At 58.6% G+C, this 23,469-nt stretch carries 25 protein-coding genes; 13 read left to right on the top strand and 12 right to left on the bottom strand.

All coding sequences use genetic code 11. The features are described 5' to 3' along the window. Positions 1–11 precede the first annotated feature (11 nt). The 3 genes from FX984_RS01240 to FX984_RS01230 form a co-directional block, all read right to left on the bottom strand. Positions 12–632, bottom strand: coding sequence for a TetR/AcrR family transcriptional regulator (locus FX984_RS01240; RefSeq protein WP_146476446.1), 621 nt, complete (start codon positions 630–632; stop codon positions 12–14). Positions 633–772: 140 nt separating this feature from the next. After that, positions 773–1,636: a class I SAM-dependent methyltransferase gene (locus FX984_RS01235; protein WP_146476447.1), complete on the bottom strand. Its 864-nt coding sequence runs from the start codon at positions 1,634–1,636 to the stop codon at positions 773–775. A gap of 104 nt (positions 1,637–1,740) precedes the next feature. After that, positions 1,741–2,634, bottom strand: a complete 894-nt coding sequence (locus FX984_RS01230; RefSeq protein ID WP_027605731.1) for an NAD(P)/FAD-dependent oxidoreductase — start codon at positions 2,632–2,634, stop codon at positions 1,741–1,743. A 107-nt stretch (positions 2,635–2,741) separates the two neighbouring features. On the opposite strand from FX984_RS01230, the gene FX984_RS01225 reads away from it, so the two are divergent. Then, positions 2,742–3,383, top strand: a complete 642-nt coding sequence (locus FX984_RS01225) for a TetR/AcrR family transcriptional regulator (protein ID WP_027605730.1) — start codon at positions 2,742–2,744, stop codon at positions 3,381–3,383. A 106-nt stretch (positions 3,384–3,489) separates the two neighbouring features. Here the strand turns inward: FX984_RS01225 and FX984_RS01220 are convergent, their stop codons facing one another. Next, entirely contained in the window at positions 3,490–4,530 is a 1,041-nt protein-coding gene (locus FX984_RS01220) for a GlxA family transcriptional regulator (RefSeq protein WP_027605729.1), read from the bottom strand. A gap of 243 nt (positions 4,531–4,773) precedes the next feature. Here FX984_RS01220 and FX984_RS01215 point away from each other — a divergent pair, with 243 nt between their 5' ends. From FX984_RS01215 to FX984_RS01200, 4 genes are all read left to right on the top strand, one after another. Further along, positions 4,774–5,478: an alpha/beta fold hydrolase gene (locus FX984_RS01215; protein WP_108574438.1), complete on the top strand. Its 705-nt coding sequence runs from the start codon at positions 4,774–4,776 to the stop codon at positions 5,476–5,478. A 58-nt stretch (positions 5,479–5,536) separates the two neighbouring features. After that, positions 5,537–6,166: an FMN-dependent NADH-azoreductase gene (locus FX984_RS01210; RefSeq protein ID WP_092484055.1), complete on the top strand. Its 630-nt coding sequence runs from the start codon at positions 5,537–5,539 to the stop codon at positions 6,164–6,166. Positions 6,167–6,193: 27 nt separating this feature from the next. Continuing rightward, positions 6,194–6,502 carry a YciI family protein gene (locus FX984_RS01205; protein WP_027605726.1) on the top strand — a complete coding sequence of 103 codons (309 nt, stop codon included), beginning with the start codon at positions 6,194–6,196 and terminating at the stop codon, positions 6,500–6,502. A 183-nt stretch (positions 6,503–6,685) separates the two neighbouring features. Next, positions 6,686–7,318 carry a LysE family translocator gene (locus FX984_RS01200; protein ID WP_146476448.1) on the top strand — a complete coding sequence of 211 codons (633 nt, stop codon included), beginning with the start codon at positions 6,686–6,688 and terminating at the stop codon, positions 7,316–7,318. A gap of 62 nt (positions 7,319–7,380) precedes the next feature. Here the strand turns inward: FX984_RS01200 and FX984_RS01195 are convergent, their stop codons facing one another. Next, positions 7,381–8,298: a LysR substrate-binding domain-containing protein gene (locus FX984_RS01195; protein WP_027605724.1), complete on the bottom strand. Its 918-nt coding sequence runs from the start codon at positions 8,296–8,298 to the stop codon at positions 7,381–7,383. 191 nt (positions 8,299–8,489) lie between these two features. Between FX984_RS01195 and FX984_RS01190 the strand changes: the two genes are divergently transcribed. The 4 genes from FX984_RS01190 (at position 8,490) to FX984_RS01175 (ending at position 12,522) form a co-directional block, all read left to right on the top strand. Continuing rightward, on the top strand, positions 8,490–9,239 hold the full coding sequence (locus tag FX984_RS01190) for an SDR family NAD(P)-dependent oxidoreductase (RefSeq protein ID WP_027605723.1): 750 nt from the start codon (positions 8,490–8,492) through the stop codon (positions 9,237–9,239). 96 nt (positions 9,240–9,335) lie between these two features. After that, on the top strand, positions 9,336–10,637 hold the full coding sequence (locus FX984_RS01185) for an MFS transporter (protein ID WP_108574443.1): 1,302 nt from the start codon (positions 9,336–9,338) through the stop codon (positions 10,635–10,637). Between the two features lie 17 nt (positions 10,638–10,654). Continuing rightward, positions 10,655–11,503, top strand: coding sequence for a transketolase (locus tag FX984_RS01180; protein WP_027605721.1), 849 nt, complete (start codon positions 10,655–10,657; stop codon positions 11,501–11,503). After that, positions 11,500–12,522, top strand: coding sequence for a transketolase family protein (locus tag FX984_RS01175; protein WP_027605720.1), 1,023 nt, complete (start codon positions 11,500–11,502; stop codon positions 12,520–12,522). Before FX984_RS01180 ends, FX984_RS01175 begins: the two co-directional genes overlap by 4 nt. 65 nt (positions 12,523–12,587) lie before the next feature. Here FX984_RS01175 and FX984_RS01170 read toward each other — a convergent pair whose 3' ends face one another. Genes FX984_RS01170 through FX984_RS01140 form a run of 7 tightly spaced genes read right to left on the bottom strand, consistent with a single transcriptional unit; the run spans position 12,588 to position 19,031 of the window. Continuing rightward, complete coding sequence (locus FX984_RS01170; protein WP_146476449.1) at positions 12,588–13,361, bottom strand: phosphate/phosphite/phosphonate ABC transporter substrate-binding protein; 774 nt, start codon at positions 13,359–13,361, stop codon at positions 12,588–12,590. Between the two features lie 34 nt (positions 13,362–13,395). After that, positions 13,396–14,709: an LLM class flavin-dependent oxidoreductase gene (locus FX984_RS01165; RefSeq protein ID WP_223841581.1), complete on the bottom strand. Its 1,314-nt coding sequence runs from the start codon at positions 14,707–14,709 to the stop codon at positions 13,396–13,398. 51 nt (positions 14,710–14,760) lie between these two features. Beyond that, positions 14,761–15,666 carry an ABC transporter substrate-binding protein gene (locus tag FX984_RS01160; RefSeq protein WP_092358108.1) on the bottom strand — a complete coding sequence of 302 codons (906 nt, stop codon included), beginning with the start codon at positions 15,664–15,666 and terminating at the stop codon, positions 14,761–14,763. Between the two features lie 49 nt (positions 15,667–15,715). Next, positions 15,716–16,399 (bottom strand): ABC transporter permease, encoded by a 684-nt coding sequence (locus FX984_RS01155; protein ID WP_043293549.1) that lies wholly within the window; start codon positions 16,397–16,399, stop codon positions 15,716–15,718. Further along, a complete protein-coding gene (locus FX984_RS01150) occupies positions 16,399–17,028 on the bottom strand; it encodes an ABC transporter permease (RefSeq protein ID WP_027605716.1) in 630 nt (209 codons plus the stop codon). Before FX984_RS01150 ends, FX984_RS01155 begins: the two co-directional genes overlap by 1 nt. After that, entirely contained in the window at positions 17,025–18,056 is a 1,032-nt protein-coding gene (locus tag FX984_RS01145; protein ID WP_141606355.1) for an ABC transporter ATP-binding protein, read from the bottom strand. Before FX984_RS01145 ends, FX984_RS01150 begins: the two co-directional genes overlap by 4 nt. Before the next feature lie 30 nt (positions 18,057–18,086). Continuing rightward, positions 18,087–19,031: a fatty acid desaturase gene (locus FX984_RS01140; RefSeq protein WP_146476451.1), complete on the bottom strand. Its 945-nt coding sequence runs from the start codon at positions 19,029–19,031 to the stop codon at positions 18,087–18,089. Positions 19,032–19,140: 109 nt separating this feature from the next. Here FX984_RS01140 and FX984_RS01135 point away from each other — a divergent pair, with 109 nt between their 5' ends. From FX984_RS01135 to glcF, 4 genes are all read left to right on the top strand, one after another. Continuing rightward, on the top strand, positions 19,141–19,335 hold the full coding sequence (locus FX984_RS01135) for a hypothetical protein (protein WP_027605713.1): 195 nt from the start codon (positions 19,141–19,143) through the stop codon (positions 19,333–19,335). A 236-nt stretch (positions 19,336–19,571) separates the two neighbouring features. Further along, on the top strand, positions 19,572–21,071 hold the full coding sequence (gene glcD, locus FX984_RS01130) for a glycolate oxidase subunit GlcD (protein WP_146476452.1): 1,500 nt from the start codon (positions 19,572–19,574) through the stop codon (positions 21,069–21,071). Further along, positions 21,071–22,135: a glycolate oxidase subunit GlcE gene (glcE, locus tag FX984_RS01125; RefSeq protein ID WP_146476453.1), complete on the top strand. Its 1,065-nt coding sequence runs from the start codon at positions 21,071–21,073 to the stop codon at positions 22,133–22,135. Before glcD ends, glcE begins: the two co-directional genes overlap by 1 nt. 3 nt (positions 22,136–22,138) lie before the next feature. Next, complete coding sequence (glcF, locus tag FX984_RS01120) at positions 22,139–23,410, top strand: glycolate oxidase subunit GlcF (RefSeq protein ID WP_098479606.1); 1,272 nt, start codon at positions 22,139–22,141, stop codon at positions 23,408–23,410. Positions 23,411–23,469: the final 59 nt, after the last annotated feature.

Here is a 23,469-nt window from a genome sequence, read left to right as displayed (position 1 = left end):
TTAACGCAGGCTCACGGCATCAAGCTACGCAGAATGAGATTGGAAGTGAGGACCGGAGCCAGCTCGACGAAGTCAAGGTTGTATTGCAAAAGCAACGGATTGACGAAAGGGCGCAGCGTAAGGTGGATCGAATCGACTGTTTCGTCCAAGGGTGTTTTGCGTTCAAATTCGCCGATTTCTCGGCCTTCACGCACAATCTGCAACACGAAATCCCTGACCAAGGCGTCATATTGCTGAGCGCAGGGCCAGTTCTCAGACGCTGCAAATGCGGCGATGTCATAGAGCTTTCGATCACTGAAGAACAAATTCACCCCGGTAGCGATCAGCGTTTTCACCAAACGTCGAAAACGTTCGGTCGGCGAAATGTCCTCTACATTGATGGCCTGTTCTACGGCCGCGATGATTTCCGCCAGGCAATTGCCACAGATAGCCTCACCAATCGCCTGCTTGGAATCAAAAAACTTGTAGATGTACGCCTTGGAAAACCCGATCGCTTTCGCCAGGTCGGAAACCGTGGTTTTGCTATAGCCGTATTGACTGAAGTGCTGATTGGCCGCCGCGACGATCTGATTCCGGATCTCATGATCGGCTGGGCCACGGATGCTGGGGGAAGCTATGGATGTCTTGTTCATGCGAGCTAGCTTACGCATCCGAAAAGCGCTTGACAACGAGTGACCAAATTATACTTTTGTCACAACCTCGCAATGATCAGGGTTGGTTTCAGGTCAATGTCTCTACGCGGAAGGCCAAACACCTCCCCTATCAATCCCTGTCAGCTTGCCGGATTGCGTGCCATGACGATCCACGTCGCGCCGTCGATCATCACCGACCGCTTGCCGGCTAGGCCCGCGAAGGCGGCGCGAACCGCGGCCCAGGCGCGGGCTCGGATGGCGTCGGGCTGATCAGCGAGCACAAGCGCCAGCGGGCCCCCCTCGAATGCCATCTTCACCGCGTCGTCGATCGCCGCGTCCCGCGTCCCGCCCTCGCCGAACGGGATGGAAGCATCGAAGGGCGTGCTGGTGATATCGGTAAAGCCGGCCGCTGTCAGGATGCGTGCCACGCGCTCCCGGTCGCCAAACGAGAATGGGCCGGGCGCTTCGGGATCGGGCCGGGCGGTCAGCGGGAGGATGCCCTTGAGCACGCCCATCGGCAGGCGCACCCAATCATTCTCGGCCACACCACGCCAGCAGACGAAAGCGACCCGCCCGCCCGGCCGGAGCGCGCGTCGCATATGGGCGAACGCCCCTGTCGGATCGTCGAAGAACATCACCCCGAAACGCGAAAACAGGAGGTCAAACGCGCCCTCGGGCAACTCGGCGCTGCTGGCATCGGCTACCCGGAACCGGGCCGGCGTATCCTGTGGCGCCAGCGCACGCGCGCGGCCGATCAGCGGTTCGGATATGTCCACACCCAGCACATGACCACCCGCGCCGACGCGGGCGGCCAGAGCCAGGCTCGACGCGCCCGCGCCGCAACCGATGTCAAGCACGCGTTCGCCCGTGGCTGGCGCGGCGGCTTCGATCGCGGCCTGGCCGAATACCGCAAACATGGCGTCGAGCCGGGCCTGGTTAGCGGCCCAGTATTCTCCGCTTTGGCCATTCCAGTCGGCAACCTGATAGGCATTTTGCTCTGTCATGACATCTCCTCGTTTTGATTCGTTTTTAACCAGGCCGTGCAAAAGCCGGGAACGGCGACCTTCTGAGACCCGTGTTCCAGAAGCCTGCGACAACCGAATTGTCCTCAAACCAGCATCGACTGTTGGGCGGAGATACCCGCCGTCGCGCCGTGCGATATTGCCAGGGTGACCGAGGCCATAAGGGGGTTTGCCAGGTCGCCGGCGGCATAGATGCCGGGCACGCTGGTTTCGCGACGCTCGTCGACCTTCAGGGCTATGCCCTGGGGCGTATCCACCGTGGCGAGGCCCAGCGACTCATGCAGGCGCGCAGACGGCTTGTTGCGCGGATGCGCAAACAGAATGTCGACCGCGACAGGTGGGCCGGCGTTGAGCCTGACGGTGGCATTATGGTTCTCGGCATGGTCGATTTCGGTGATCCGGCCATTGACGACAGAGATGCCACGTCGCGCCAGATCGGCCTGGATGTCGGGTGGAAGGTCATGCCCATTGGTGAAGACCGTCAACGTGTCGGTCCAATCGTGGAACAGCCTGACCTGATTCATCGATTGCGGGCCGGACCAGACGAGGCCCCAATGCTGGCCGGCGACTTCAAAGCCGTCGCAATAGGGGCAAGGCACGATGGAGGTGCCCCAGTTTTCGGCATAGCCCGGAACATCAGGCATCTGGTCAACGACGCCATAGCTCAGGATCAGGCGGCGGGCCCTGAGGCTTTCGCCATCGCCAGTGAGGACGCAGAAATCGTCGATGGCGCCGGAGATGCTCTCGGCACGGGCAGTGACCAGCCTGACCGTGGGATAGCGTGCCAGCTGCCGCCGCGCCTCGGCCAGGATCTCCAGCGGTGGCTTGTGATCGTGGCCGAGCAGGCCATGGGAGTGGCCGGCGAAGCGGTTGCGTGGCAGGCCGGTATCGAGAACGGTGACCGTGCGCCGGGCACGACCGAGCTGCAGGGCTGCAGCAAGACCGGCAAAGCTGCCGCCGATGATGATGACGTCATTCATGGTGATGGGCTCTGTGCTGTGGATGAAGGGAGATCGGCTTGCATGCTTAAGATACTTTGAAGTACCCTAATTCAAGAATTAGAATACTGTCAAGTACTGGAATATTTATGACTGAACACAACCAGGGTCGGCGCGGCCGGCCCGCCAACGAGGCGCTTGGCCAAACGATAGTCGACGCCGCGTGCGAACTTTTTGTGGAATTGGGTTTTCAAGCGACGACAATGGACAAGGTCGCCCAGCGGGCGAAGATATCCAAGCTCAGCATCTATCGGCACTTTGAGAACAAGGAAGCGCTGTACAGCGCGGCCATCGCGGCCCACTGCCATCAGTTTGCACCACAGACCCTTATTGAAGGCGTCGACGGTTCGGCGGCAGATCAGCTCATGGCGGTGGGAACATTCCTGCTTCGCACGTTGTTGAGCCCGGATGTGCGCAGTGTCGAAGCCATGATCATGGTCGACAAGACGAATCAAACGTCGTTAAGCAAGCTCCATTACGAAGCCGGCCCCGCCTATGTCATCGCCCAGATCGAGGCCCTGTTGCGTCAGTTGCACGGGAAAGCGGTGCTGAACGTGCCCGATCCTCTGGGGTCCGCCCGCTTGTTTGCCGCGCTTTTCAAAGGCTCCGATCTCCTGATGATCGCCCGCTTCGATGAGGCGAGAGCAGAGGATGAAATCGAATCCTATTGCCGATCGGCCGTCACCCTGTTCATCGCCGCGCATGGTGGTAACGACCGCGCTGGCGGATAAGCATTCGTTGCTCCAGGCAGCTTGGCCTGAGCCGCTGCCCGGGCCTTGGCAGCTATCACCTGATCTATTCGAGCCAGCAGGCCAAACATCTGCATGGCCCCATGGCTTAGCTGAACACCGAAGAACTCTCAGCTTCGATATCGACCAAGGCGCGCCCTTTCGACCAACGCTTATAATCCGCGGGAGTCATCCCCGTCAGTTGTATAAAAGAACGACGAAATGACGTGTCCTCGTTATAGCCACAATTAAGGGCTACCTGTTTAACGCTGGCCCCTGGTATCTGTAGCAGTACACAGGCCGTCTCTATTCTCACGCGGGTGATGAGTTCTTTAGGCGATTCATTTGTGAGGTTCTTGAAGCGTCTGTGTAAAGTTCGCTCGCTCACATTCAACGCCTTGGCCAGCCCCGCAGCGGTCAGGCCAGGATTTCCGTGTCGAATGATTTGCTCGGTTTCCAGCAGCAGGGGATCGGCATTGTTAATGAATCCTCGGGGCGCGTAGACGGACTGGGGCAATGGCAAGCTATCGGTCACAGAAATATCAGCCGTTAATTTCGCTACCTCCGCGCCTGCCAGGCTCCTGATCACATAAAGCGCCAAATCAATCCACGACAAAGGCCCGCCGGTAGTCACGATACGATCCTGGGACTCTACTGCGGAACCCCATGCAACCAGCGCCTTGGGAAATCGCTGTTTGAAAACATGGTGGAGCCACCACGTTGTAGTACAGCGCCGACGGTTCAACAGGCCTGCCTCGCCCAGCACAAATGTGCCGGCACACGCCGCCCCCACCAGTGCTCCCTGTTGGTGATTGGCTTTAATCCACTGTGCAGCTCGCGTGAGGGATTCAGAGCCAGGTGGCAGCCGATCAGCCCCGAGTGCCATCCCGGTAACAAGTACAGCGTCGCAAGGCCCGACATTTTCAAATGTTGTATCAACGGGGATCACCCGCCCTTGCGGGTCTCGCACTGCGTTGCCATCGGCACTGACTATGATCGTCTCAAACTCGTCGCAGACGTGGGCCTTTAAGGCCGATGGCAACCCCGCCGGTGGAGACCTCAACGCCTGATTGGTCATCCAGAACAAATCAGCCAGCCCGGTAATCGCAGACATCAGGCTGCCCTCTAAAGCAACGATGGCAATGCGCATGGTAATTCCCTGTTTAAAGATCAAGATGGCGAGTTTTGCATGAAATATGGCCGATCCGAGCCCTCACGGTTTTAGCAGAGTCTCCCTAGACTTGCAGCACAAACTGTAGAGACGGCCTGCATGAAAAAGCTATTGCACCTAAATGTTCACTGCGCAAAAGAACGTTTGTGGGCGTTTCTAAGGTGGTCAGGTCGACTCACTTTCACAGTGGGAGCGTTCCTGCTGATATCTGGAGGCTCCGCCATGGCGGCAACAACCGCACACCCCGTGCCTAATATCGTGCTGGTACATGGTGCTTTCGCAGATGGCTCGAGTTGGTATGCAGTGATGGAGCGATTGACTGCGATGGGCTATCACGTCACCGCTGTCCAGAATCCATTGACTTCATTGAGTGATGACGTAATCGCCACGGAGCGCGTTCTGCGCAGGCAAAAGGGCGATGTACTGCTGGTGGGACACTCGTGGGCTGGCGCGGTGATAACACAGGCTGGCAACGCCAGTAATGTAAAAGGCTTGGTCTATCTATCCGCGCTCGTGCCCGACAGTGGTGAGTCTGCTGCGGATCTCTTGGCGCGGTTGAAGGCGCCAATGACGGGCCTCAGCCCGGATGCGGATGGGCTGCTTTGGCTGGATGACCCAGCGCAATTTCATCACGTGATGGGCGCAGACCTGGCGATGTCAAACGCACGGTTTCTGTCATCAGTGCAGCAGCCAATTGCCGCCGTCTGTTTCGCCGCAAAGGTCAAGCATGCGGCCTGGCATGACAAGCCAAGTTGGTACTTGCAAACAATCGATGACCAGGCACTTCCCTACCCGGTACAGCAAACCATTGCGCGCCAGATTGGCGCCAGGACCTTGTCTATTCGATCCAGCCACCTGTCATTGATTTCTCAGCCCGATGCAGTAGCCAAATTCATCGACCGTGCTGCCAGCGAATCGGAAAGATGAGCCTCTGCCCACAAACAACGTTGATAACAACGCTTTTCCACTCCCGAGGAAATCAAGAATGAAAGTGCTCCATATTGACTCCAGCATCATGGGCAAAGATTCCATCACCCGAGATCTTACCGCCTCCATCGTTGCGCACATTCAAGCCAGTAATCCTGGTGCCCACGTGCAGCGCCGCGACCTCGCCGACCAAGAAGTGAGACACCTGAGTGGCTCAATTGCCGCAGGGTTTCGACAAATGGGAAACAGTGATTTTTCGGCAGAAATTTTATTGGAGCATCAACTCTCGGAAACGCTGGTGACCGAGTTTCTCGCGAGCGAAGTGCTCGTAATCGGTGCGCCAATGTACAACTTCAGCGTTTCGACTCAGTTGAAGGCTTGGTTAGACAGAGTCGCGCAGGTGGGGCGCACGTTCAAATATACCGAACGCGGCCCTGTTGGCTTATGCGGCGGGAAGCGCGTCATCGTGGCATCGGCGCGCGGAGGTTTTTACGCTGAAGGTCCTTTTCAGAACATGGACTTTCAGGAAAGTTACCTGAAAGCGTTTTTTGGCTTTCTGGGAATTGACGATATCGAATTCGTTCGTGCCGAAGGCGCCTCTAAAGGCGAGCAGGTTCGCGATAACGGCGTAACGCTGGCCAAAAACGCCATTACCTCGGCAGTGGCACACTTGTCAGCCGCCCACTAATAACCATTAAAGCCAGGAGATTAACGGATGCTTTACGCCATAAAGTTGACCTACACCAGTTCTGCCGAACAGATTCGGGAGCACCTGGATGCGCACAAGGGCTGGCTGATCAAATACATCGGATCGGCACATGTGCTTTTCGCCGGCCCGCTCATGGATAAGAGTGGCGGATTCATTCTTGCCCACGCCCATCAGTTGTCAGACATTCAGAAAATAATGGCCGAGGATCCTTTTGTTGCCCACAGGCTTGTAAGCCTCGACATAATTGAGTGCGACCCGGCAATTCGCTCGACGGATTTCGCAGCACGCTGGGCCGAGAATGCGCAGTCTGTATAAATGACCGGTGAGTTTGGAAACAACAGGCTGCTTTAGACGAGGGGTCCAGAAATACCAACTTTGTCGACTCTTCACACCAATCTTTGGCTTGCCTGCACCACCGCGATTCGATGAGTAATCCGATTCTATACGCTATGTAGAAGCGTTCCTCATCATTCACCTCTGATTGATCTGGAACTCCCCATGGATATTTCTTTCACGACCTTGGTTCTATTTGCTACGTCAGTGGCGATTCTAATGATCACGCCCGGAGCGGACATGATCTACATCCTGTCTAATTCGATCAGTAATGGTGCCCGCGGGGGTATGGCTGCAATTCTTGGCGTGGCGAGTGGCGCGTTTTGTTATGTGCTTCTGGCGATAGCGGGTGTGGCGGCCCTGATCGCCGCGTCTCCACTGTTGTATGGCCTGTTGGTAATAGCAGGCGCGGCATACCTCTCCTGGCTGGGTGTGGGCCTGCTCCGCTCCGGTCAATCGGTGACACAGGTCCAGGGCGGAATCAGGGCAAGTTTCTGGCCCGTCTACCGACGCGGGTTGATGACCAACTTGTTCAACCCGAAGGCGATGATGTTCACCCTCTCATTCATGCCGCAATTCATTCCACAGCACGCAAGTCATAAAGCACTTTCGATGCTTTATCTCGGTGTCGTCCTGGTAGTGGTCATGATTTTAGTAGAGCTGCCCCTTGCGCTCTGTGGACGACAGATTGGCCTTAAGTTAGGTAATAATCCACGCATTGGTGTGTGGATCAACCGAGTCGCAGGGGCGTTGCTGCTGTCCATTGGTGTTTTTCTTGTACTCTCTAACGTCTTCTAAACCGTCTTGCCCAGGATAGTCGTTGGACAAATAACGGTCATTCCCTTTGGAAAACCACAGCGCTAGAACACAAAGCTATGCCCTAACTCCACCTCCATCCACCCCAAGAACCGCCTGACCCTGGGAAAACTGGAGTGCGCCTTCGGGAACACCAAATGGTGGGCGGCAACCGCAGCGCTCAACGCTTCGGGGGCGACTTCAACCAGCGAACCGTTGGCGAGGTATTTTTGCGCCAGCAGCGTGCTTTCAAGGGCGAACCCCAGGCCGTGGCTCGCGGCTTCCAGGCTCATGTAGGAACGGTCGAAACTCAAGGCGTAGGGCTTTTCGGGGCGCGCCAGGCCATGCTGGGCGAACCACTCAGGCCACCTGAGCAAGGTTGCTTCGGAAAGGATCAGCTCTTGTGCCAGGAGATCCGCGGCGTTTTCTACCGCGCAGCGCGCGATCAGCTTGGGCGAGGCCAGCACCGCGAAACTTTCGTTGCGTACGGTGCGCACTTCATAGCTGGGCCAATTAGGCCGGCCGTGACGAATATCCACATCGATCTTGTCCTGGCTGAAATGCAGCGACTCATAGGAACACGACAAATTGATCTGGATGTCCGGATTGCTCGCGCGAAACGACTCCAACCGCGGCATCAGCCAGAGCAAGCCAAAGCTGGGGGCCGAATGCAGCCGCAGGCAATCCAGGCTGACGTCACTCGCGGCGCGCTCGGTGGCGACCTCAAGGCTCTGCAACAGACCGGAAATATCCTTCAAGTACTGCTCACCCACTGGCGTCAGGGTCACCCCACGCGCTGCCCGCACAAACAACTGCCGACCAATCATCACCTCCAGCTTGGCCAGTTGATGGCTGATCGCTGACGGTGTGAGGTCGAGCACTTCGGCGGCCCTTGCCAGGTTGCCGAAACGGGCTGTCTGCTCGAAGGCCTGAATGGCTCTCAGCGGTGGCAGATTGGAGGTGGGGATATCGTCCTGGCGCATCGGTATTCAGCCTATTGTTTTTTGGGTCGCGGGCGGATCGTGCCATTCAAGCATTTGCGGTCCACATTGACGAGTGCTGAATTTTATTCATGTAGCAGTGAGGTTTGCGTTATTGCTCGGCCCGTCGACGGGGACCACTCTGAGCCATCGATCGCTGAATCGAACCATAAAAACAATCAGAGGTATCCCTCATGCTTCTTCAAGGCAAAGTCGCGATTATTACTGGCGCCGCATCCGCACGCGGCATCGGCCGCGCAACCGCGCTCACCTTCGCCCAACACGGCGCCCGCGTTGTCATCCTGGATCTCGACGAGTCCGCCGCCCGTGACGCCGCGGCCACCCTCGGCGAAGGCCACCTGGGCCTGGCTGCCAACGTGGCCGATGAGCAACAAGTCCAGGCTGCGGTCGCCAAGGTGCTGGAGCACTACGGCCGTATCGACATACTCGTCAACAATGCCGGCATCACCCAGCCCATCAAGACCCTGGACATTCGCCCGAGCGATTACGACAAGGTCCTGGATGTCAGCCTGCGTGGCACGCTGTTGATGTCCCAGGCGGTGATTCCGGTGATGCGCGCCCAGGCTTCGGGCAGCATCGTCTGCATGTCATCCGTATCGGCCCAGCGCGGCGGCGGCATTTTCGGCGGCCCGCACTACAGCGCCGCCAAGGCCGGCGTGCTCGGACTGGGCAAGGCCATGGCCCGCGAATTCGGCGCGGACAACATTCGCGTCAACGCCATTGCGCCAGGCCTGATCCATACCGACATCACCGGGGGCCTGATGCAGGATGAGCGCCGCCACGCAATCATCGAAAGCATCCCCCTGGGTCGGCTTGGTGCCGCGCAGGATGTTGCCAATGCGGCGCTGTTTCTCGCCAGCGACTTGTCCTCCTATCTCACCGGCATCACCCTGGATGTCAACGGCGGCATGTTGATCCACTGACCACAGGTGCCAGCACCCGCTGTCCATTAAGTTCTGGATCGAAGATACGTCGGGCTTCAAGCCCGGCGTTCTATAAAAACAAGAGATCAGACCCTCATGATGACCACCATGACGCTCGACACTGTGTCCACAGTGCGCGCAAGCGCGTATCGCAAAACTGCCTGGCGATTGATGCCTTTCCTGATGCTGTGCTACCTGTGCGCCTACCTGGACCGGGTAAACGTCGGGTTTGCAAAGCTGCAGATGATGAATGACCTGTCCCTGAGCGAAACCGTATACGGGCTCGGCGCGGGCATGTTCTTTCTTGGCTATTTCCTCTGCGAAGTGCCGAGCAACCTCATCCTCCACAAAGTCGGTGCCCGGCGCTGGATCGCGCGGATCATGATTTCGTGGGGCATTATCTCCGCCCTCTTCGCCTTCGTGGAAACGGCCTGGCAGTTCTATGCGCTGCGCTTCCTGCTCGGTATCGCCGAAGCCGGGCTCGCACCGGGCCTGCTGCTCTACCTCACCTACTGGTTCCCCTCCTACCGCCGCGCCAAAATGACCGTGCTGTGGTTCATCGCCATCCCGCTCTCCGGCATGATCGGCGGGCCGCTCTCGGGCTACATCATGACCCAGTTCGCCGGCGTACATGGCTGGGCGGGCTGGCAGTGGATGTTCGTGCTCGAAGCCATTCCGACCGTCATCGTTGGCCTGATGGTGCTGGCTTACCTCAAGGACGGCGTGCACCAGGCGACCTGGCTCACCGATGAAGAAAAAGCGCTGGTCAGCAAAGAACTCGCCGAGGACAACAGCCGTAAAGTCACCCATGCATCGGTCGGCGCCTTCCTGCGCGACCGCCGCCTGTGGATTCTCGCCTGCATCTACTTTTGCGTGGTCATGGGCCAGTACGCGATCACCTTCTGGCTGCCGACCCTTATCCGTAATGCCGGTGTTGCCGACCCGATGCACATCGGCTTGCTCACCAGCCTCCCCTACCTGTGCGCCATTGTCGCGATGGTGCTGATGGGGCGCAGCGGCGACAAGCACCAGGAGCGCCGTTGGCATCTGGTGGCGCCAATGCTTGCCGGTGCGCTGGGCCTCACGTTGGCGGCGGTGTTCGGCACCCAACTGATGCTGTCGGTGTTGTGCCTGTGCCTTGCAGCAGCAGGCGTGCTGTCGGCGTCGTCACTGTTCTGGATGCTGCCGACCACCTTGCTCGGTGGCGTCTCCGCCGCTGCCGGGATCGCTGGAATCAACAGCTTTGCCAATCTGGCGGGTTTCTGCTCGCCCTACCTGATTGGTTGGATCACCACCACGACCGGTTCGAGCGCCATCGGCATGTACCTGATTACCGGTGTGCTGTGCATCGGTGCCTGCCTGGTGCTGCGCATTCCTGCCGCTTCGGTCAATCGTTGAGTTAACGGAGAACTTCCATGACTGCCACTTTATCTCGCGCGTCCTCCACCACGCTGGTGCAGCGCGCCCATAACATTCGCCGCCATGCCTTGCGCATGGGCCAAGTCCAGGGCCAGGGCTATGTCGGCCAGGCGCTGGGCGCGGCAGACTTGCTCGCCGTGTCGTACTTCCACGCCTTGAACTACAAGCCCGAAGACCCGGAATGGGAACAGCGTGATCGCTTTTACCTTTCCATCGGCCACTACGCGATCGCCCTGTATGCGGCGCTGATTGAAGCGCAAATCATCCCACTGGATGAGCTTGAAACCTACGGTTCGGATGACAGCCGCCTGCCCATGTCCGGCATGGCCGCCTACACCCCCGGCATGGAGATTACCGGCGGCTCCCTGGGCCAGGGGCTGGGCATCGCAGTGGGTGCCTGCCTGGGCTTGAAGCGCAAACAGTCCGCCTCATTCGTCTACAACCTGCTGTCGGACGGCGAGCTGAATGAGGGATCCACCTGGGAAGCGGTCATGTCCGCTTCGCACTGGAAGCTCGACAACCTGATCGCCATTGTCGACGTGAATAACCAGCAAGCCGACGGACATTCCAGCGAAGTGCTGGCATTTGAACCCATCGTTGACCGCTGGCAAGCCTTTGGCTGGTTCACCCAGCGGGTAGACGGTAACGACCTGGATGCCTTGGTCAAGGCGTTCGACGCGGCCCGCAGCCACCCCGGCGCACAACCGCGCGTCATCATCTGCGATACCAAAATGGGCAAAGGCGTGCCGTTCCTGGAAACCCGCGAAAAGACTCACTTTATCCGCGTCGACGAGCATGAATGGGATGTGGCCCTGAACAACCTGGAAGAAGGCAAAACCGTATGAGCAACGCACACAAGACTGACGTTCAGGCACCCGCAGCGGCGAAGAAAAAGCTGACCACCTCGGCGATGATTGCCTCGATTGCCGCTGAAGGCCAGGCCACAAAACCAGCGCCATTCGGTCACGCATTGGCCGCACTCGCGGACCAGCGCCAGGACATCGTGGGTTTATCGGCTGACTTGTCCAAATACACCGACCTGCACATTTTTGCCAAGGCGCATCCGGAGCGTTTCTACCAGATGGGCATGGCCGAGCAACTGTTGATGAGCGCGGCAGCCGGCATGGCTCGGGAGGGGTTCGTGCCCTTCGCTACCACTTACGCGGTGTTTGCGTCGCGCCGGGCCTATGACTTCATCTGCATGGCGATTGCCGAGGAAAACCTCAACGTCAAAATCGTCTGCGGCCTGCCGGGCCTGACCACCGGGTACGGCCCCAGCCACCAGGCAACGGATGATCTGGCGATTTTCCGCGCCATGCCCAACCTGATGATCGTCGACCCCTGCGATGCCCTGGAAATCGAACAAGCCGTGCCCGCCATTGCTGCGCATCAAGGGCCGGTCTACATGCGGTTACTGCGCGGCAACGTACCGCTGGTGCTCGACGAATATGGCTATACATTCGAGATCGGCAAGGCCAAGACCCTGCGCACGGGCAATGAGGTTTTAATCATTTCCACCGGTTTGATGACCATGCGCGCCCTGGAAGCCGCCAAGGAACTACAGGCAGATGGCGTGGATGTCGCGGTGCTTCACGTGCCCACTATCAAGCCTTTGGATGAGCAGACCATTCTGGCTGAAGCCAGAAAGCCGGGACGACTGGTAGTGACGGCCGAAAACCACTCCATCATTGGCGGATTGGGCGAAGCGGTGGCAACCGTGCTGTTGCGCAATGGCGTTACCCCGACGTTCCGGCAAATAGCGCTGCCGGACGCGTTTCTCGATGCGGGAGCGCTTCCGACGTTGCACGATCGCTACGGTATTTCCACCCAGGCTGTGTGCGCGCAGATCAAGGGTTGGCTATAGGGTTTGAACCTGCTGGGGACTGAATGAATCCCCTGCAGGAGTGCCTCCGTTTGAGGTGGGGCCGCTCAGGACGCTACAAACGAAAAGCCGCGACTGGCCGCACTGCGCTCATATTCCAGGAGACACTCATAGTCAGCCTCACTGGCCGGCAGGACTTCCTTGATCGCGAGGTCACGGGACACCTCAGGAAGCTGCCCCAAGGCTTCGTTCATTGCGTTGCTGATTGAAACGGCGTCCTGACCAATCGAGGTGATGTAAGGCAGGCAGGGACTGCGCGCACTTCGTGTCAGGATCCTGAGGCCTTCGATCTCGTCACTGTGATCTCTCGCAAGATAGTCGTAGGTGACACTGTCGATGGAAGCCAAATCACCCTCGCCTTCTCTAAGCCTTCGCAGGCTCTCCCTGTGGGATCCGGTGAAGGTGAGTTTCGAGAAAAAACCTCGGTCGCTGATCCCGGCCAGCGTGTGGCGAAATAAATTCATTCCAGAGTTGGAATCCCGGGCGTTGATCAGGCCATGGCGGCCCTGGAAACCCGCCAGGTCAGTCACGGCCGAATCAGCCCTGCAGAGCAGCAAACTGCAATGGTCCCCGCCGGAGCCATGGGTAAGCTCATAGCTCGGGCGCCCTACCAGCTTTACCTTTCCCCGCAGCGACGTAACGAATGGATAGCCGCAGGTCTGGGATAACAACAGATCCGGGGAAAGCCAGTGCGCCGCGAGATCAACGACCTGTGTTTGCCCACGGCGCTCGCCGAGAATCGCCAGGATGCGCTCAAGCCAGGCATCCTGTGCGTGTAGAACCCTGGCGGGAGCGAGGTACATGGATAGATCGCTGGTCATATGACATCCATTCAGAGGGTGCGATTGATACTGCTCACAACAGGAAACGGTTGGCCGGCGTCTTCAAGCCCAAGCGATCCCTCAGTGTCCCGGGCTCATATTCCTGGCGGAACACCCCTCTGGCTTGCAGCAGAGGCACCACGCCACGGGTGAAGGTTTCGAAGTCAGTGGGCAAAAACGGAAACATGAGGTTGTAGCCATCGACGGCATTCGACTCGTATAACGCTGAAAGCTTGTCGGCAATATGCTCCGCCGTTCCGATCAACAGCCAGGTGCTGGAGCTCTTGACCAACCGGCGCCCTATTTCGCGGATGGACAGGGAGGTGTCGTACTGCTTGAGCAGGGCCAGCTCGGTTCGAATGCCATCAAACTCGGACTCATCCGGCAACGCTGGCAACGGGCCGTCCGGCGATAGTCCTGTCAGGTCCAGGCGGGTGTAGCTGGAGACCAGGTCAATCGCCACCGCATCGATAGTCAGGCTGTCCTCCAGGTGCCGACGTCGTTCCTCCTCAGTCTCATCCCCGAGCACCACCGGCAGCACGCCGGTGATGATTTTCAGATCACTGGAATGCCTGCCCTTCAACTCGAGTCGGCGATTCAAATCGGCCCTGTACGCCAGTCCCTCCTCGACCGAGTTGATAAAACAGAAGTGTACGTCCCCATGGGCGGCGGCCAGGTTCTTGCCGGCTTCAGAAGACCCCGCCTGGGCAAGGACCGGATGCCCCTGGGGTGGACGCGGCACGTTAAGCGGCCCACGTACGCTGAAATGTGCGCCTTTGTGATTGATCGGGTGGATTTTCGAGGGGTCGGCAAAGTCGCCGGTGCCCTTGTCAAATTCAAGCGCGCCCTCCTCCCAGGAGTCCCAAAGCTGCTTGACGACCTGGATGAACTCCTCGGCCCGCAGATAACGATCGCCGTGTTTCGTCACGCCTGACAATCCGAAATTCGAAGCCTCTTCTTCCAGCCAGGACGTCACGATATTCCAGCTGGCCCGCCCTGCGCTGAGGTAGTCCAGCGAAGCAAAATAGCGCGCGAGGTTGAAGGGCTCGTTATAGGAAGTCGAAGCCGTGCCCATCAGCCCGATGTGCTCGGTAACCGCCGCCAGTGCGGACAACAGCGTAATCGGTTCCAGGCGGGCGTTGGCATAGTGCCTCAGCCCGCTGGCCACGGAGTCCCAGACCGCAACGTGATCCGCAACAAAAACCGCATCAAACTTCGCCGCCTCCGCCGCCTGCACCAGTTTTACGTAGTAACCCAGGGTCAATATCTCTTGGGTCGGTGCCTGCGGGTGGCGCCAGGAAAAACGATGATCGCCCTGGGGGTTAAAAAAGAACAAATTCAAAATCATACTTTTATTCGACATAACGCCTCCGCGACCTTACCCACGTCGCATTGATTTTCACTGGACCGTCTTGACGGTATGTTCGGCGACCCACTGCGCCGCGACTTTCGCGGGGTCCTTGTGATCGATATCAACCAGGCGATTGAGTTGCTTGAGGTCGTCATCGGTCAGCTTTGCAGAAACCTCGTTAAGCACCTGGGTGACTTCCGGGGTCAGCAACGCCTTGCGCCCCAGTGGCGTGATGTTTTGCAGGGGCTGTTGGTGCTTGTCGTCCTCGAGGACAACCCAAGGCTCTTTCGCCAGGATGCCTTGCGTGGAGACCACCGTGGCCACGTCGATGGCGCCGGAGTTCAACGCCAGCCGCGACAAGGGCCCGCCCATGTCCAGCGACTTGACGCTCTTGAAGTTGATGCCGTAGACCGCCTTCAACCCGGGCAGGCCTAACGCGGCCGTGGCGACTTCGGGAGGCCCGCCCAGGGTGAAATCACCCGAGACGGGCGCCAGGTCGGACAAGGTGCGCAGGTTGTACTTTTCTGCGGTCTTTTGGGTGACGGCCCAGGCAGTAATAGAGCCTGCGGACGAAGGCTCAAGCAGCTGGAGGTCCGCCGGCAACTTCTGTTGCAAAGCGCTGAGGATCTCCTTTTGGGTGGTCAGGGCGGTCTTGTCGTCATAGAAACTCAACAGTGACCCCAGGTATTCGGGGACGACGTCTATATCGCCGTTTTCCAGGGCCTGGGCGATGATCTGGCGGTTGCCCAGATTGAGTCGGGTCTTGACGTCTATCCCTTGATTTTTCAAGGCTGACGCATAGATGTTGGCGAGAATCGTCTGCTCGGAAAAATTGGCCCCTCCAATGGTGATGGACTGAGCGCTGGCCAACGCGCTGCCCACCAGCAAGCCCAGCCCCAGCAGCAATGAAACCGAGTGCGCTGAGCGAGCCTTCGAACGTTGTTTGTTTTTCATGTGGGTTTGCACCTCTGCAGAGTTAATACACACTTTCAAGTGCCTCAGGTCATGTAGCGCTTAGTTCGATTTTCCCCGCGCGCCATTTTCTAACCATGAATGTTTCTATCATTGAACAAACCCACTCACTGGCAATCGCCAGTGCCGACACCATCAGTGCGCCGCCAATGATTTGCGGCGTATCATTTCGGCCCAGTCCATCAATCAGAAACCTGCCCAGCCCGCCGAAGCCGGCATACGCGGCGATGGTGGCCGTGGCGATAAGTTGCACCAGGGCTGAGCGGAACCCTGAAAAGATCAGCGGAAAAGCCAGCGGCAACTCGAGCTGAAAAAACATCTGCCCTCTGCGCATGCCCATCGATCTGGCAGCCTGCTTCAGGGATGAATCCACCTGATCGATGCCAACATAGGTATTGGTTAATATCGGCGGGATGCTCATGGTCACCAACGCGATAATCACCGTGCTGGTTTCATAGCCAATAAGCATGATTGCAAGTATCACAATACCCAGGGACGGTAATGCTCGCCCAATATTGAACAGCCCTATCGCCACCTGCGCGCCTTTGCGGTAGTTAGCCAGTAGTACGCCGAGCGGCAACGCTATTGCGCAAGCAATGGCCAGGCTCAAGGACACATAATAAATATGCTCTGCCAGCCGAGTCAGTATGCCGTTTTCACCCAACCAATTATCAGGTAGAGAAAACCAAAGGTAGACACTTGCGATCATGTTCATCAGCGCACCCAAGGCACCAGCCATTTATTGATTGAATAAAACAGAAAATCAAAACATAACGCCAACATCACGGTCAGGACCAGGCTGACTGCCACAGGTGTAGTGAAACTTTGAGCCAGCCCGGTAATGAACAGCTGGCCCAATCCGCCTTGACCAATCAAGGCAGTAACCGTCACCAGCCCCACCAAAGTAACCGAGGTTGTTCGTAAGCCCGCCAATAACGCAGGCAGCGCCAGTGGAAGTTCAACCCCGAGGAACCTCTGCATGCGCGTATACCCAAGCGCGCGGGCTTCCTCCAATACGTCCGCAGGGTTGCTCGCAAGTCCCGCCAAGGTGTTTTGCAACACAATAAGCAAGGAATACAGGCTCAAACCAATGACCGCAGTGGTCTTGGATAAGCCGGTAAAAGGCATTATCAAAATAAACAGTGCCAGGGACGGAATGGTAAAAAGTATGCCGCAGGCATAAATCATCGGCCGCGCCAATCCTGGCTGCCACAACGTCAAGAGCACCATTGCACCCGCCAACAGCATCCCTATACACAGGCCCAGGGTCACCAGTTGAATATGATCGACCAACAGCTGGCCGATCTGCTGCCAGTTTTCAACGATCCAGGACCAGTCAATCATTGCGCACTTCCGAAGCGGCGTTCATTAAGTGCGCTGTGAAGGCTGGCAATCGACAGGCAACCTTCGTAACCGCCGGCCTCGTCCACGCGAACAACCACACCCATAGGCGCCGTTAGCATCTTAACCAGAGCGTGATGCAACGAGTCGTGACTCGACACTGTTGTCAGCTCCGGAACAGGCATGTCCGAGTCACTGACCCACTTCAACGGGTTGGACTTGTCATCCAGTAGAAGTTTGAATTCACAACTGACCTCATCCACCGGAAGATCAGAAACCTTCATCAGCGAAAGTCTTTTTAACAGCGGATCTTTGCCGATAAAGCTCCTCACAAACTCGCTGGCAGGATGGGCAAGGATGTTGTGAGGGGTATCGAACTGGACAAGTTTCCCTTCGCCCTCGAAGATCGCAATCCGATCACCAATCTTGATGGCCTCCTCCATATCATGGGTCACCAGGATAATGGTTTTATGCAGACGTCGCTGAAGCGCAACCAGTTCATCCTGCAGTCGCTCGCGTATCACCGGATCAAGCGCGGCAAAGGGTTCGTCCATCAATACAACCGGTGGGTCCGAGGCCAATGCCCTTGCCAGGGCGACACGACTTTGCTGCCCGCCCGACAGCTGATTAGGGTAGCGGTCCAGAAATTCCGGCTGAAGCCCAACCAGGGAAATGAGCTCGCTCACGCGCTGGCGGATTTTATGTTGGCTCCAGCCCAGCAGCCGCGGGACTGCGCCAATATTTTCGGCAACCGTCTGGTGAGGAAACAAGGCGGCGCTCTGCATCATGAAACCAATGCCGCGACGTAGCGTAACGACGTCAAGTTCATCGGTCGCCACGCCGTTGACACGGATGCGGCCACTGTCCTGGGTATCCAGCCGGTTGATCATGCGCAGAATGGTGGTTTTGCCGCAGCCACTCGGCCCGACAAATACACAGATCTCCCCCTCCCGGACGTGAAGCGTTAAATCGCTCACGGCCATTCGCGGGCTGCCTTTATGAGTTTTCCTGATGGCTTCAAAACGTATCATTTTCCGACGCCCACATTAGCTTGCCTAGTGTTAGTGCTCAGCAGGATGGCGAGGACAATCCACGGGACTGACCAGATGTTTCTGCAATAACTGGAAGTAGCCATGAATGACATAGCCATTGTTTCGCGCGATCCATTGTTCACGCCTGGCTCTATACACCCTGGGTAAGTAAAACCAGGGCAAACCGGGAAGATCGTGATGAACCAGGTGAAGATTGAGGTTGAGAAACAGCCAACTCAACAGCCCCGACGATTCATTGATAACCGTGCGGTGTTCCGGATACGTTGACGGACGATGTTCGTAAAACGACCTGATCATGGCAATCGACAAAGCCGGCAACGAAACCAGGAATAAGTACTGTATGGCACTGATGGCGCTGTATTCCTCAACCAAAGCCAGCACTACGCCAACACTGAGTAGATGCGCGGCCCACATCCGCCAAGCGATTCGGCCGGTATGAAACAGCCCTCTGATTTCGCTACCCGCAAGGGCTATCACCGCCAGTGGCGCGCCCATAAGCAAACGACCGCCCAAGGTCTTGTTTACCCATAACAACGTTCTGATATACCGAGGCGAGCGCAACCAAAAAGCACCGTTGACATAACGACTTTCCGGATCTTGCCCGGGTACCGTCAGCACTTCGTCGTTGTGATGTGCCAAATGGGTGTCCCTGTAAATGTCATAGGGGTACCAAACGGCAAACGGCAGAAATCCCAAGGACTTGTTTATGGCGGGCCAACGGGTTGGGTGACCATGGATAAGCTCATGCTGAATCGACATCCACAGCACAACCAGTGGCACCAGCAGGACAAGGCTGAATACTTCGCCAAGTACTTGCCCATAAAAAACAATAAACGCCCAGGCCAGATAAAACCCGACTAACAAAAGCCAGGTGGGCCATTCGGTTCTACTGGTCAGGGTAGTGCTCAGCTTGACGATTTCCGCTCGATGAGCGTCATCCAAATAGTTTGGCATTGTTGTCAGTCGCGATAGAACGTGCTCGGAACGGGCGCCCAATCACTCACACTTCAAGCTGCAACCCATAAACCGGGATTACCTGAAGATGAATGGCTGGACTAACGGTATGGAAGTGCCCAACAACGACGATTCACATGGCGTAGAGAAGAAACGCCAAGCCTTCGCTGATTGCACTGCAGGCTTCGCTGTTGGCCTGACAAGGGAGAGGTTTGCCGGTAACGGATGGAACGGCAATGGAAGAAAAAGGACGGGTGCTGATATTGTCGGCGTGAGAAATCGCGACATGGGCGCCGTCATGTGACAGAGCCTCAAGGCTGATTTGGAAGATTCGGGCGCCGGACATAGTCGTACCATAACAATAGGATTGAACATATCCGGCGGTCCGGTGACAGCAAGGTAGCATGATGATTAATACGATCAAGGACTATATTTTATTATGCTTATTCCTAAAATGAATAAGTGATCCAGGCGAACGATGCAAGCCAGCTACATCGGAACAGACCTCGAATAAAAACAACGGAGGGTTGCCTACCGACTATGAACATTCTCTACGATGAACGCGTCGACGGCGTCCTGCCTGACGTCGACAAACAGGCGCTGCTGCACGCCCTGCAGACTCGCTTGCCTGACCTGGAAATCCTGCACCAGCACGAAGCGCTCAAGCCGTACGAATGCGACGGACTCTCGGCTTATCGCACCACGCCCATGCTGGTGGTGCTGCCGCGCCACATCGATCAGGTCCAGGGCGTGCTTCGAGTCTGCCATGAGCGGCGTGTACCGGTGGTGGCTCGCGGCGCGGGCACCGGGTTGTCCGGCGGTGCGCTGCCGCTGGAAAAAGGCGTGCTGCTGGTGATGGCGCGCTTCAACAACATTCTGCACATCGACCCCGCCGCCCGCACCGCCCGGGTTCAGCCGGGGGTACGCAACCTGGCGATTTCCCAGGCGGCTGCGCCGTTCGGCTTGTATTACGCGCCGGACCCTTCCTCGCAGATCGCCTGTTCCATCGGCGGTAACGTGGCGGAAAACGCCGGTGGCGTGCATTGCCTGAAGTACGGGTTGACCGTGCACAACCTGCTCAAGGTCGACATCCTGACCGTCGACGGCGAACACGTGAGCCTGGGTTCCCAGGCCCTCGATGCTCCGGGTTTCGATCTGCTGGCATTGTTCACCGGCTCCGAAGGCATGCTCGGGGTGATCACCGAGGTCACGGTCAAGCTGCTGCCCAAACCACAAACCGCCAAAGTGTTGCTGGCAGCCTTCGATTGCGTTGAGAAGGCTGGCCATGCGGTGGGTGACATCATTGCCGCCGGCATCATCCCGGGCGGCCTGGAGATGATGGACAACCTGGCCATTCGCGCCGCCGAAGACTTCATTCACGCCGGCTACCCGGTGGACGCCGAAGCGATTCTGTTGTGCGAACTCGATGGCGTGGAAGCCGACGTCCACGACGACTGCCACCGCGTGCGCCAGGTGCTGGAACAGGCCGGCGCCACCGAAGTGCGCCAGGCTCGGGATGAGGCCGAACGCGTGGGTTTCTGGGCCGGGCGCAAGAATGCGTTTCCGGCGGTGGGCCGCCTCTCACCGGATTATTACTGCATGGACGGGACAATCCCGCGCCGCGAACTGCCTGGGGTGCTGCACACTATCGCGGCGTTATCGACCGAGTACGGCCTGCGGGTAGCGAATGTTTTCCATGCCGGCGACGGCAACATGCACCCGCTGATCCTGTTCGATGCCAATCAACCGGGCGAACTCGACCGCGCCGAAGCCCTGGGCGGCAAGATCCTCGAATTGTGCGTGAAGGTCGGCGGCAGCATTACCGGTGAACATGGTGTGGGCCGCGAGAAGATCAATCAGATGTGTGCCCAGTTCAATAGCGATGAGCTGACCGTATTCCACGCCGTCAAAGCCGCCTTCGACCCGGGCGGATTGCTCAACCCCGGCAAGAACATCCCGACGTTGCATCGATGCGCCGAGTTTGGCGCCATGCACGTTCATCTGGGTCAGATGCCCTTCCCCGACCTGGAGCGTTTCTGATGCGCAGCGAACACCCTATCGACGCCAGCGCAGCGCTGCTGGAGCAGGTCAACCAGGCGCTGAAAGACGCCACGCCGCTGCGTATCCAGGGCTCCAACAGCAAGGCGTTCCTCGGCCGCGCAGTCACCGGGGAAGTCCTCGACACCCGCGTCCACCGGGGCATCGTCAGCTACGACCCGACGGAACTGGTGATCACCGCCCGTTGCGGCACGCCCTTGGCGGAGCTGGCAGAAGTGCTGGACGCCGCGCACCAGATGCTACCCTGCGAACCGCCCTCCTTCGGTGAGCACGCCACCGTCGGCGGCATGATTGCCTGCGGACTCTCGGGACCGCGACGCCCCTGGTCAGGATCGGTCCGCGACTTTGTCCTCGGGACGCGGGTCATCACCGGACAGGGCAAGCATTTGCGCTTCGGCGGCGAGGTCATGAAGAACGTCGCCGGCTACGACCTGTCGCGCTTGATGGCCGGCAGTTACGGCGCACTTGGGGTGGTGACCGAAGTGTCCCTCAAGGTCCTGCCCAAACCACGGCAAACCTTGAGTATCAGCCTGGAAATGGACACCGACCGTGCCTTGCTGCGCCTGGCGGAATGGGGGCAGCAACCGCTGCCGATCAGCGCGGCGTGTCACGATGGCCAGCGCCTGCACCTGCGGCTCGAAGGGGGTGAAGGCTCGGTGGCGGCGGCCCATGAGCGCTTGGGCGGCGAGGTGCTGGACGCTGCCTACTGGCAAGACCTGAACGAACACCGGCTGGGTTTTTTCGATGGGGATCTGCCCCTTTGGCGCCTGTCCTTGCCGCACAACACGCCCCGACTGGCGCTGCCAGGTACCCAATTGATCGACTGGGGTGGCGCCCAGCGCTGGCTCAAATCCGACGCCGACGCGAGGGTCATTCGCGCGGTGGTCGAAAAAGCCGGCGGGCATGGGACCTGCTACCACCCGGGCCTGATCGACAGTCCCTTCCAACCGCTGCCCGACACGTTGATGCGCTACCACCGGAACCTGAAGCAGCAACTCGATCCACGGGGCATCTTCAACCCCGGTCGCCTGTACGCGGAGCTTTGAACCATGCAGACCACCTTGAGCGAAGACGCCCGCCGACTGCCGCGCGCCGAAGAAGCCGAACGCATCCTGCGCAGTTGCGTGCACTGCGGTTTTTGCAATGCCACCTGCCCGACTTATCAACTGCTGGGCGATGAACTGGATGGCCCGAGGGGACGCATCTACCTGATCAAGCAGGTGCTCGAAGGCAATGAAGTCACGCAAAAGACCCAGCAACACCTGGACCGGTGCCTGTCCTGCCGTAACTGCGAAACCACCTGCCCCTCTGGCGTCGACTATCACAACTTGCTCGACATCGGCCGGGCGGTGGTCGACGCGGCAGTGCAACGCCCACTCAGTCAGCGTTTGCTGCGCGAGGGGTTGCGCAGCGTCGTTCCCAATCCCGCCCTATTCAACCTGCTGATCGGCAGTGGCCAGCTATTTCGGGCATTGTTGCCCAACACCTTGCAGGCCAAGTTGCCTCGCCGCGTCTACCCGCCCAAACCGCGCCCGACCACGCGCCACGCCCGCCAGGTATTGATGCTTGAGGGCTGCGTGCAACCGAGTCTGTCCCCCAATACCAACGCCGCCACGGCGCGGGTGCTGGATCGCCTGGGGATCAGCGTCATATCCACCCGCGAGGCAGGCTGCTGCGGTGCGGTGGATTATCACCTCGACGCTCAGGCGGCGGGCCTTGAGCGCGCCCGGCGCAACATCGATGCATGGTGGCCGAGCATCGAAAACGGGGCCGAGGCCATTGTGCAAACCGCCAGCGGCTGCGGGGCCTTTATCAAGGATTACGGCCACCTGCTCAGCACCGACCCGGCGTATGCCGACAAGGCGCACAGGGTCAGTGCCCTGGCCAGGGACCTGGTTGAAGTGCTGCGCGGCGAGCCGCTGGATAAGCTCGGTGTACACAGCGACCAGCGCCTGGCGTTCCACTGCCCCTGCACCTTGCAGCACGCGCAAAAACTCGGCGGAGCCGTTGAAACTCTGCTGACAAGCCTGGGCTTCAACCTGACCGCGGTTCCCGACGGCCACCTGTGCTGCGGCTCGGCGGGCACCTATTCGCTGACCCAGCCCGAATTGTCGCGGCAACTGCGCGATAACAAGCTGAATGCGTTGGAAAGCGGCCACCCCGACGTCATCGTCACCGCCAATATAGGCTGTCAGTCCCACCTTGACGGCGCGGGACGCACCCCGGTCAGGCACTGGATCGAACTGGTCGAGGCCGCGTTGCCCTCACCAGGTACTGCAGAATCCTTGCAGCTGCACGCACCGAAGCCCCCAGCAATCTAGCCGGGGCGCAATGCCTGGATTGAATCGGCCCCTGTGGTGAGCGGGCTTGCCCCGCGCTG

The organism is Pseudomonas marginalis (assembly GCF_008692035.1).
Classification (GTDB): Bacteria; Pseudomonadota; Gammaproteobacteria; order Pseudomonadales; family Pseudomonadaceae; genus Aquipseudomonas; species Aquipseudomonas marginalis.
The sequence above is the reverse complement of the archived record's forward strand: the minus strand, read 5'-3'. Positions and strand labels throughout refer to the sequence as shown.

Excerpts from the sequence above, each read along its gene's own strand:
- FX984_RS01240 (WP_146476446.1), bottom strand. The coding sequence starts at position 632 with ATGAACAAGACATCCATAGCTTCCCCCAGCATCCGTGGCCCAGCCGAT.
- FX984_RS01235 (WP_146476447.1), bottom strand. The coding sequence starts at position 1,636 with ATGACAGAGCAAAATGCCTATCAGGTTGCCGACTGGAATGGCCAAAGC.
- FX984_RS01230 (WP_027605731.1), bottom strand. The coding sequence starts at position 2,634 with ATGAATGACGTCATCATCATCGGCGGCAGCTTTGCCGGTCTTGCTGCA.
- FX984_RS01225 (WP_027605730.1), top strand. The coding sequence starts at position 2,742 with ATGACTGAACACAACCAGGGTCGGCGCGGCCGGCCCGCCAACGAGGCG.
- FX984_RS01220 (WP_027605729.1), bottom strand. The coding sequence starts at position 4,530 with ATGCGCATTGCCATCGTTGCTTTAGAGGGCAGCCTGATGTCTGCGATT.
- FX984_RS01215 (WP_108574438.1), top strand. The coding sequence starts at position 4,774 with ATGGCGGCAACAACCGCACACCCCGTGCCTAATATCGTGCTGGTACAT.
- FX984_RS01210 (WP_092484055.1), top strand. The coding sequence starts at position 5,537 with ATGAAAGTGCTCCATATTGACTCCAGCATCATGGGCAAAGATTCCATC.
- FX984_RS01205 (WP_027605726.1), top strand. The coding sequence starts at position 6,194 with ATGCTTTACGCCATAAAGTTGACCTACACCAGTTCTGCCGAACAGATT.
- FX984_RS01200 (WP_146476448.1), top strand. The coding sequence starts at position 6,686 with ATGGATATTTCTTTCACGACCTTGGTTCTATTTGCTACGTCAGTGGCG.
- FX984_RS01195 (WP_027605724.1), bottom strand. The coding sequence starts at position 8,298 with ATGCGCCAGGACGATATCCCCACCTCCAATCTGCCACCGCTGAGAGCC.
- FX984_RS01190 (WP_027605723.1), top strand. The coding sequence starts at position 8,490 with ATGCTTCTTCAAGGCAAAGTCGCGATTATTACTGGCGCCGCATCCGCA.
- FX984_RS01185 (WP_108574443.1), top strand. The coding sequence starts at position 9,336 with ATGATGACCACCATGACGCTCGACACTGTGTCCACAGTGCGCGCAAGC.
- FX984_RS01180 (WP_027605721.1), top strand. The coding sequence starts at position 10,655 with ATGACTGCCACTTTATCTCGCGCGTCCTCCACCACGCTGGTGCAGCGC.
- FX984_RS01175 (WP_027605720.1), top strand. The coding sequence starts at position 11,500 with ATGAGCAACGCACACAAGACTGACGTTCAGGCACCCGCAGCGGCGAAG.
- FX984_RS01170 (WP_146476449.1), bottom strand. The coding sequence starts at position 13,361 with ATGACCAGCGATCTATCCATGTACCTCGCTCCCGCCAGGGTTCTACAC.
- FX984_RS01165 (WP_223841581.1), bottom strand. The coding sequence starts at position 14,709 with ATGATTTTGAATTTGTTCTTTTTTAACCCCCAGGGCGATCATCGTTTT.
- FX984_RS01160 (WP_092358108.1), bottom strand. The coding sequence starts at position 15,666 with ATGAAAAACAAACAACGTTCGAAGGCTCGCTCAGCGCACTCGGTTTCA.
- FX984_RS01155 (WP_043293549.1), bottom strand. The coding sequence starts at position 16,399 with ATGAACATGATCGCAAGTGTCTACCTTTGGTTTTCTCTACCTGATAAT.
- FX984_RS01150 (WP_027605716.1), bottom strand. The coding sequence starts at position 17,028 with ATGATTGACTGGTCCTGGATCGTTGAAAACTGGCAGCAGATCGGCCAG.
- FX984_RS01145 (WP_141606355.1), bottom strand. The coding sequence starts at position 18,056 with ATGATACGTTTTGAAGCCATCAGGAAAACTCATAAAGGCAGCCCGCGA.
- FX984_RS01140 (WP_146476451.1), bottom strand. The coding sequence starts at position 19,031 with ATGCCAAACTATTTGGATGACGCTCATCGAGCGGAAATCGTCAAGCTG.
- FX984_RS01135 (WP_027605713.1), top strand. The coding sequence starts at position 19,141 with ATGGAAGTGCCCAACAACGACGATTCACATGGCGTAGAGAAGAAACGC.
- glcD (WP_146476452.1), top strand. The coding sequence starts at position 19,572 with ATGAACATTCTCTACGATGAACGCGTCGACGGCGTCCTGCCTGACGTC.
- glcE (WP_146476453.1), top strand. The coding sequence starts at position 21,071 with ATGCGCAGCGAACACCCTATCGACGCCAGCGCAGCGCTGCTGGAGCAG.
- glcF (WP_098479606.1), top strand. The coding sequence starts at position 22,139 with ATGCAGACCACCTTGAGCGAAGACGCCCGCCGACTGCCGCGCGCCGAA.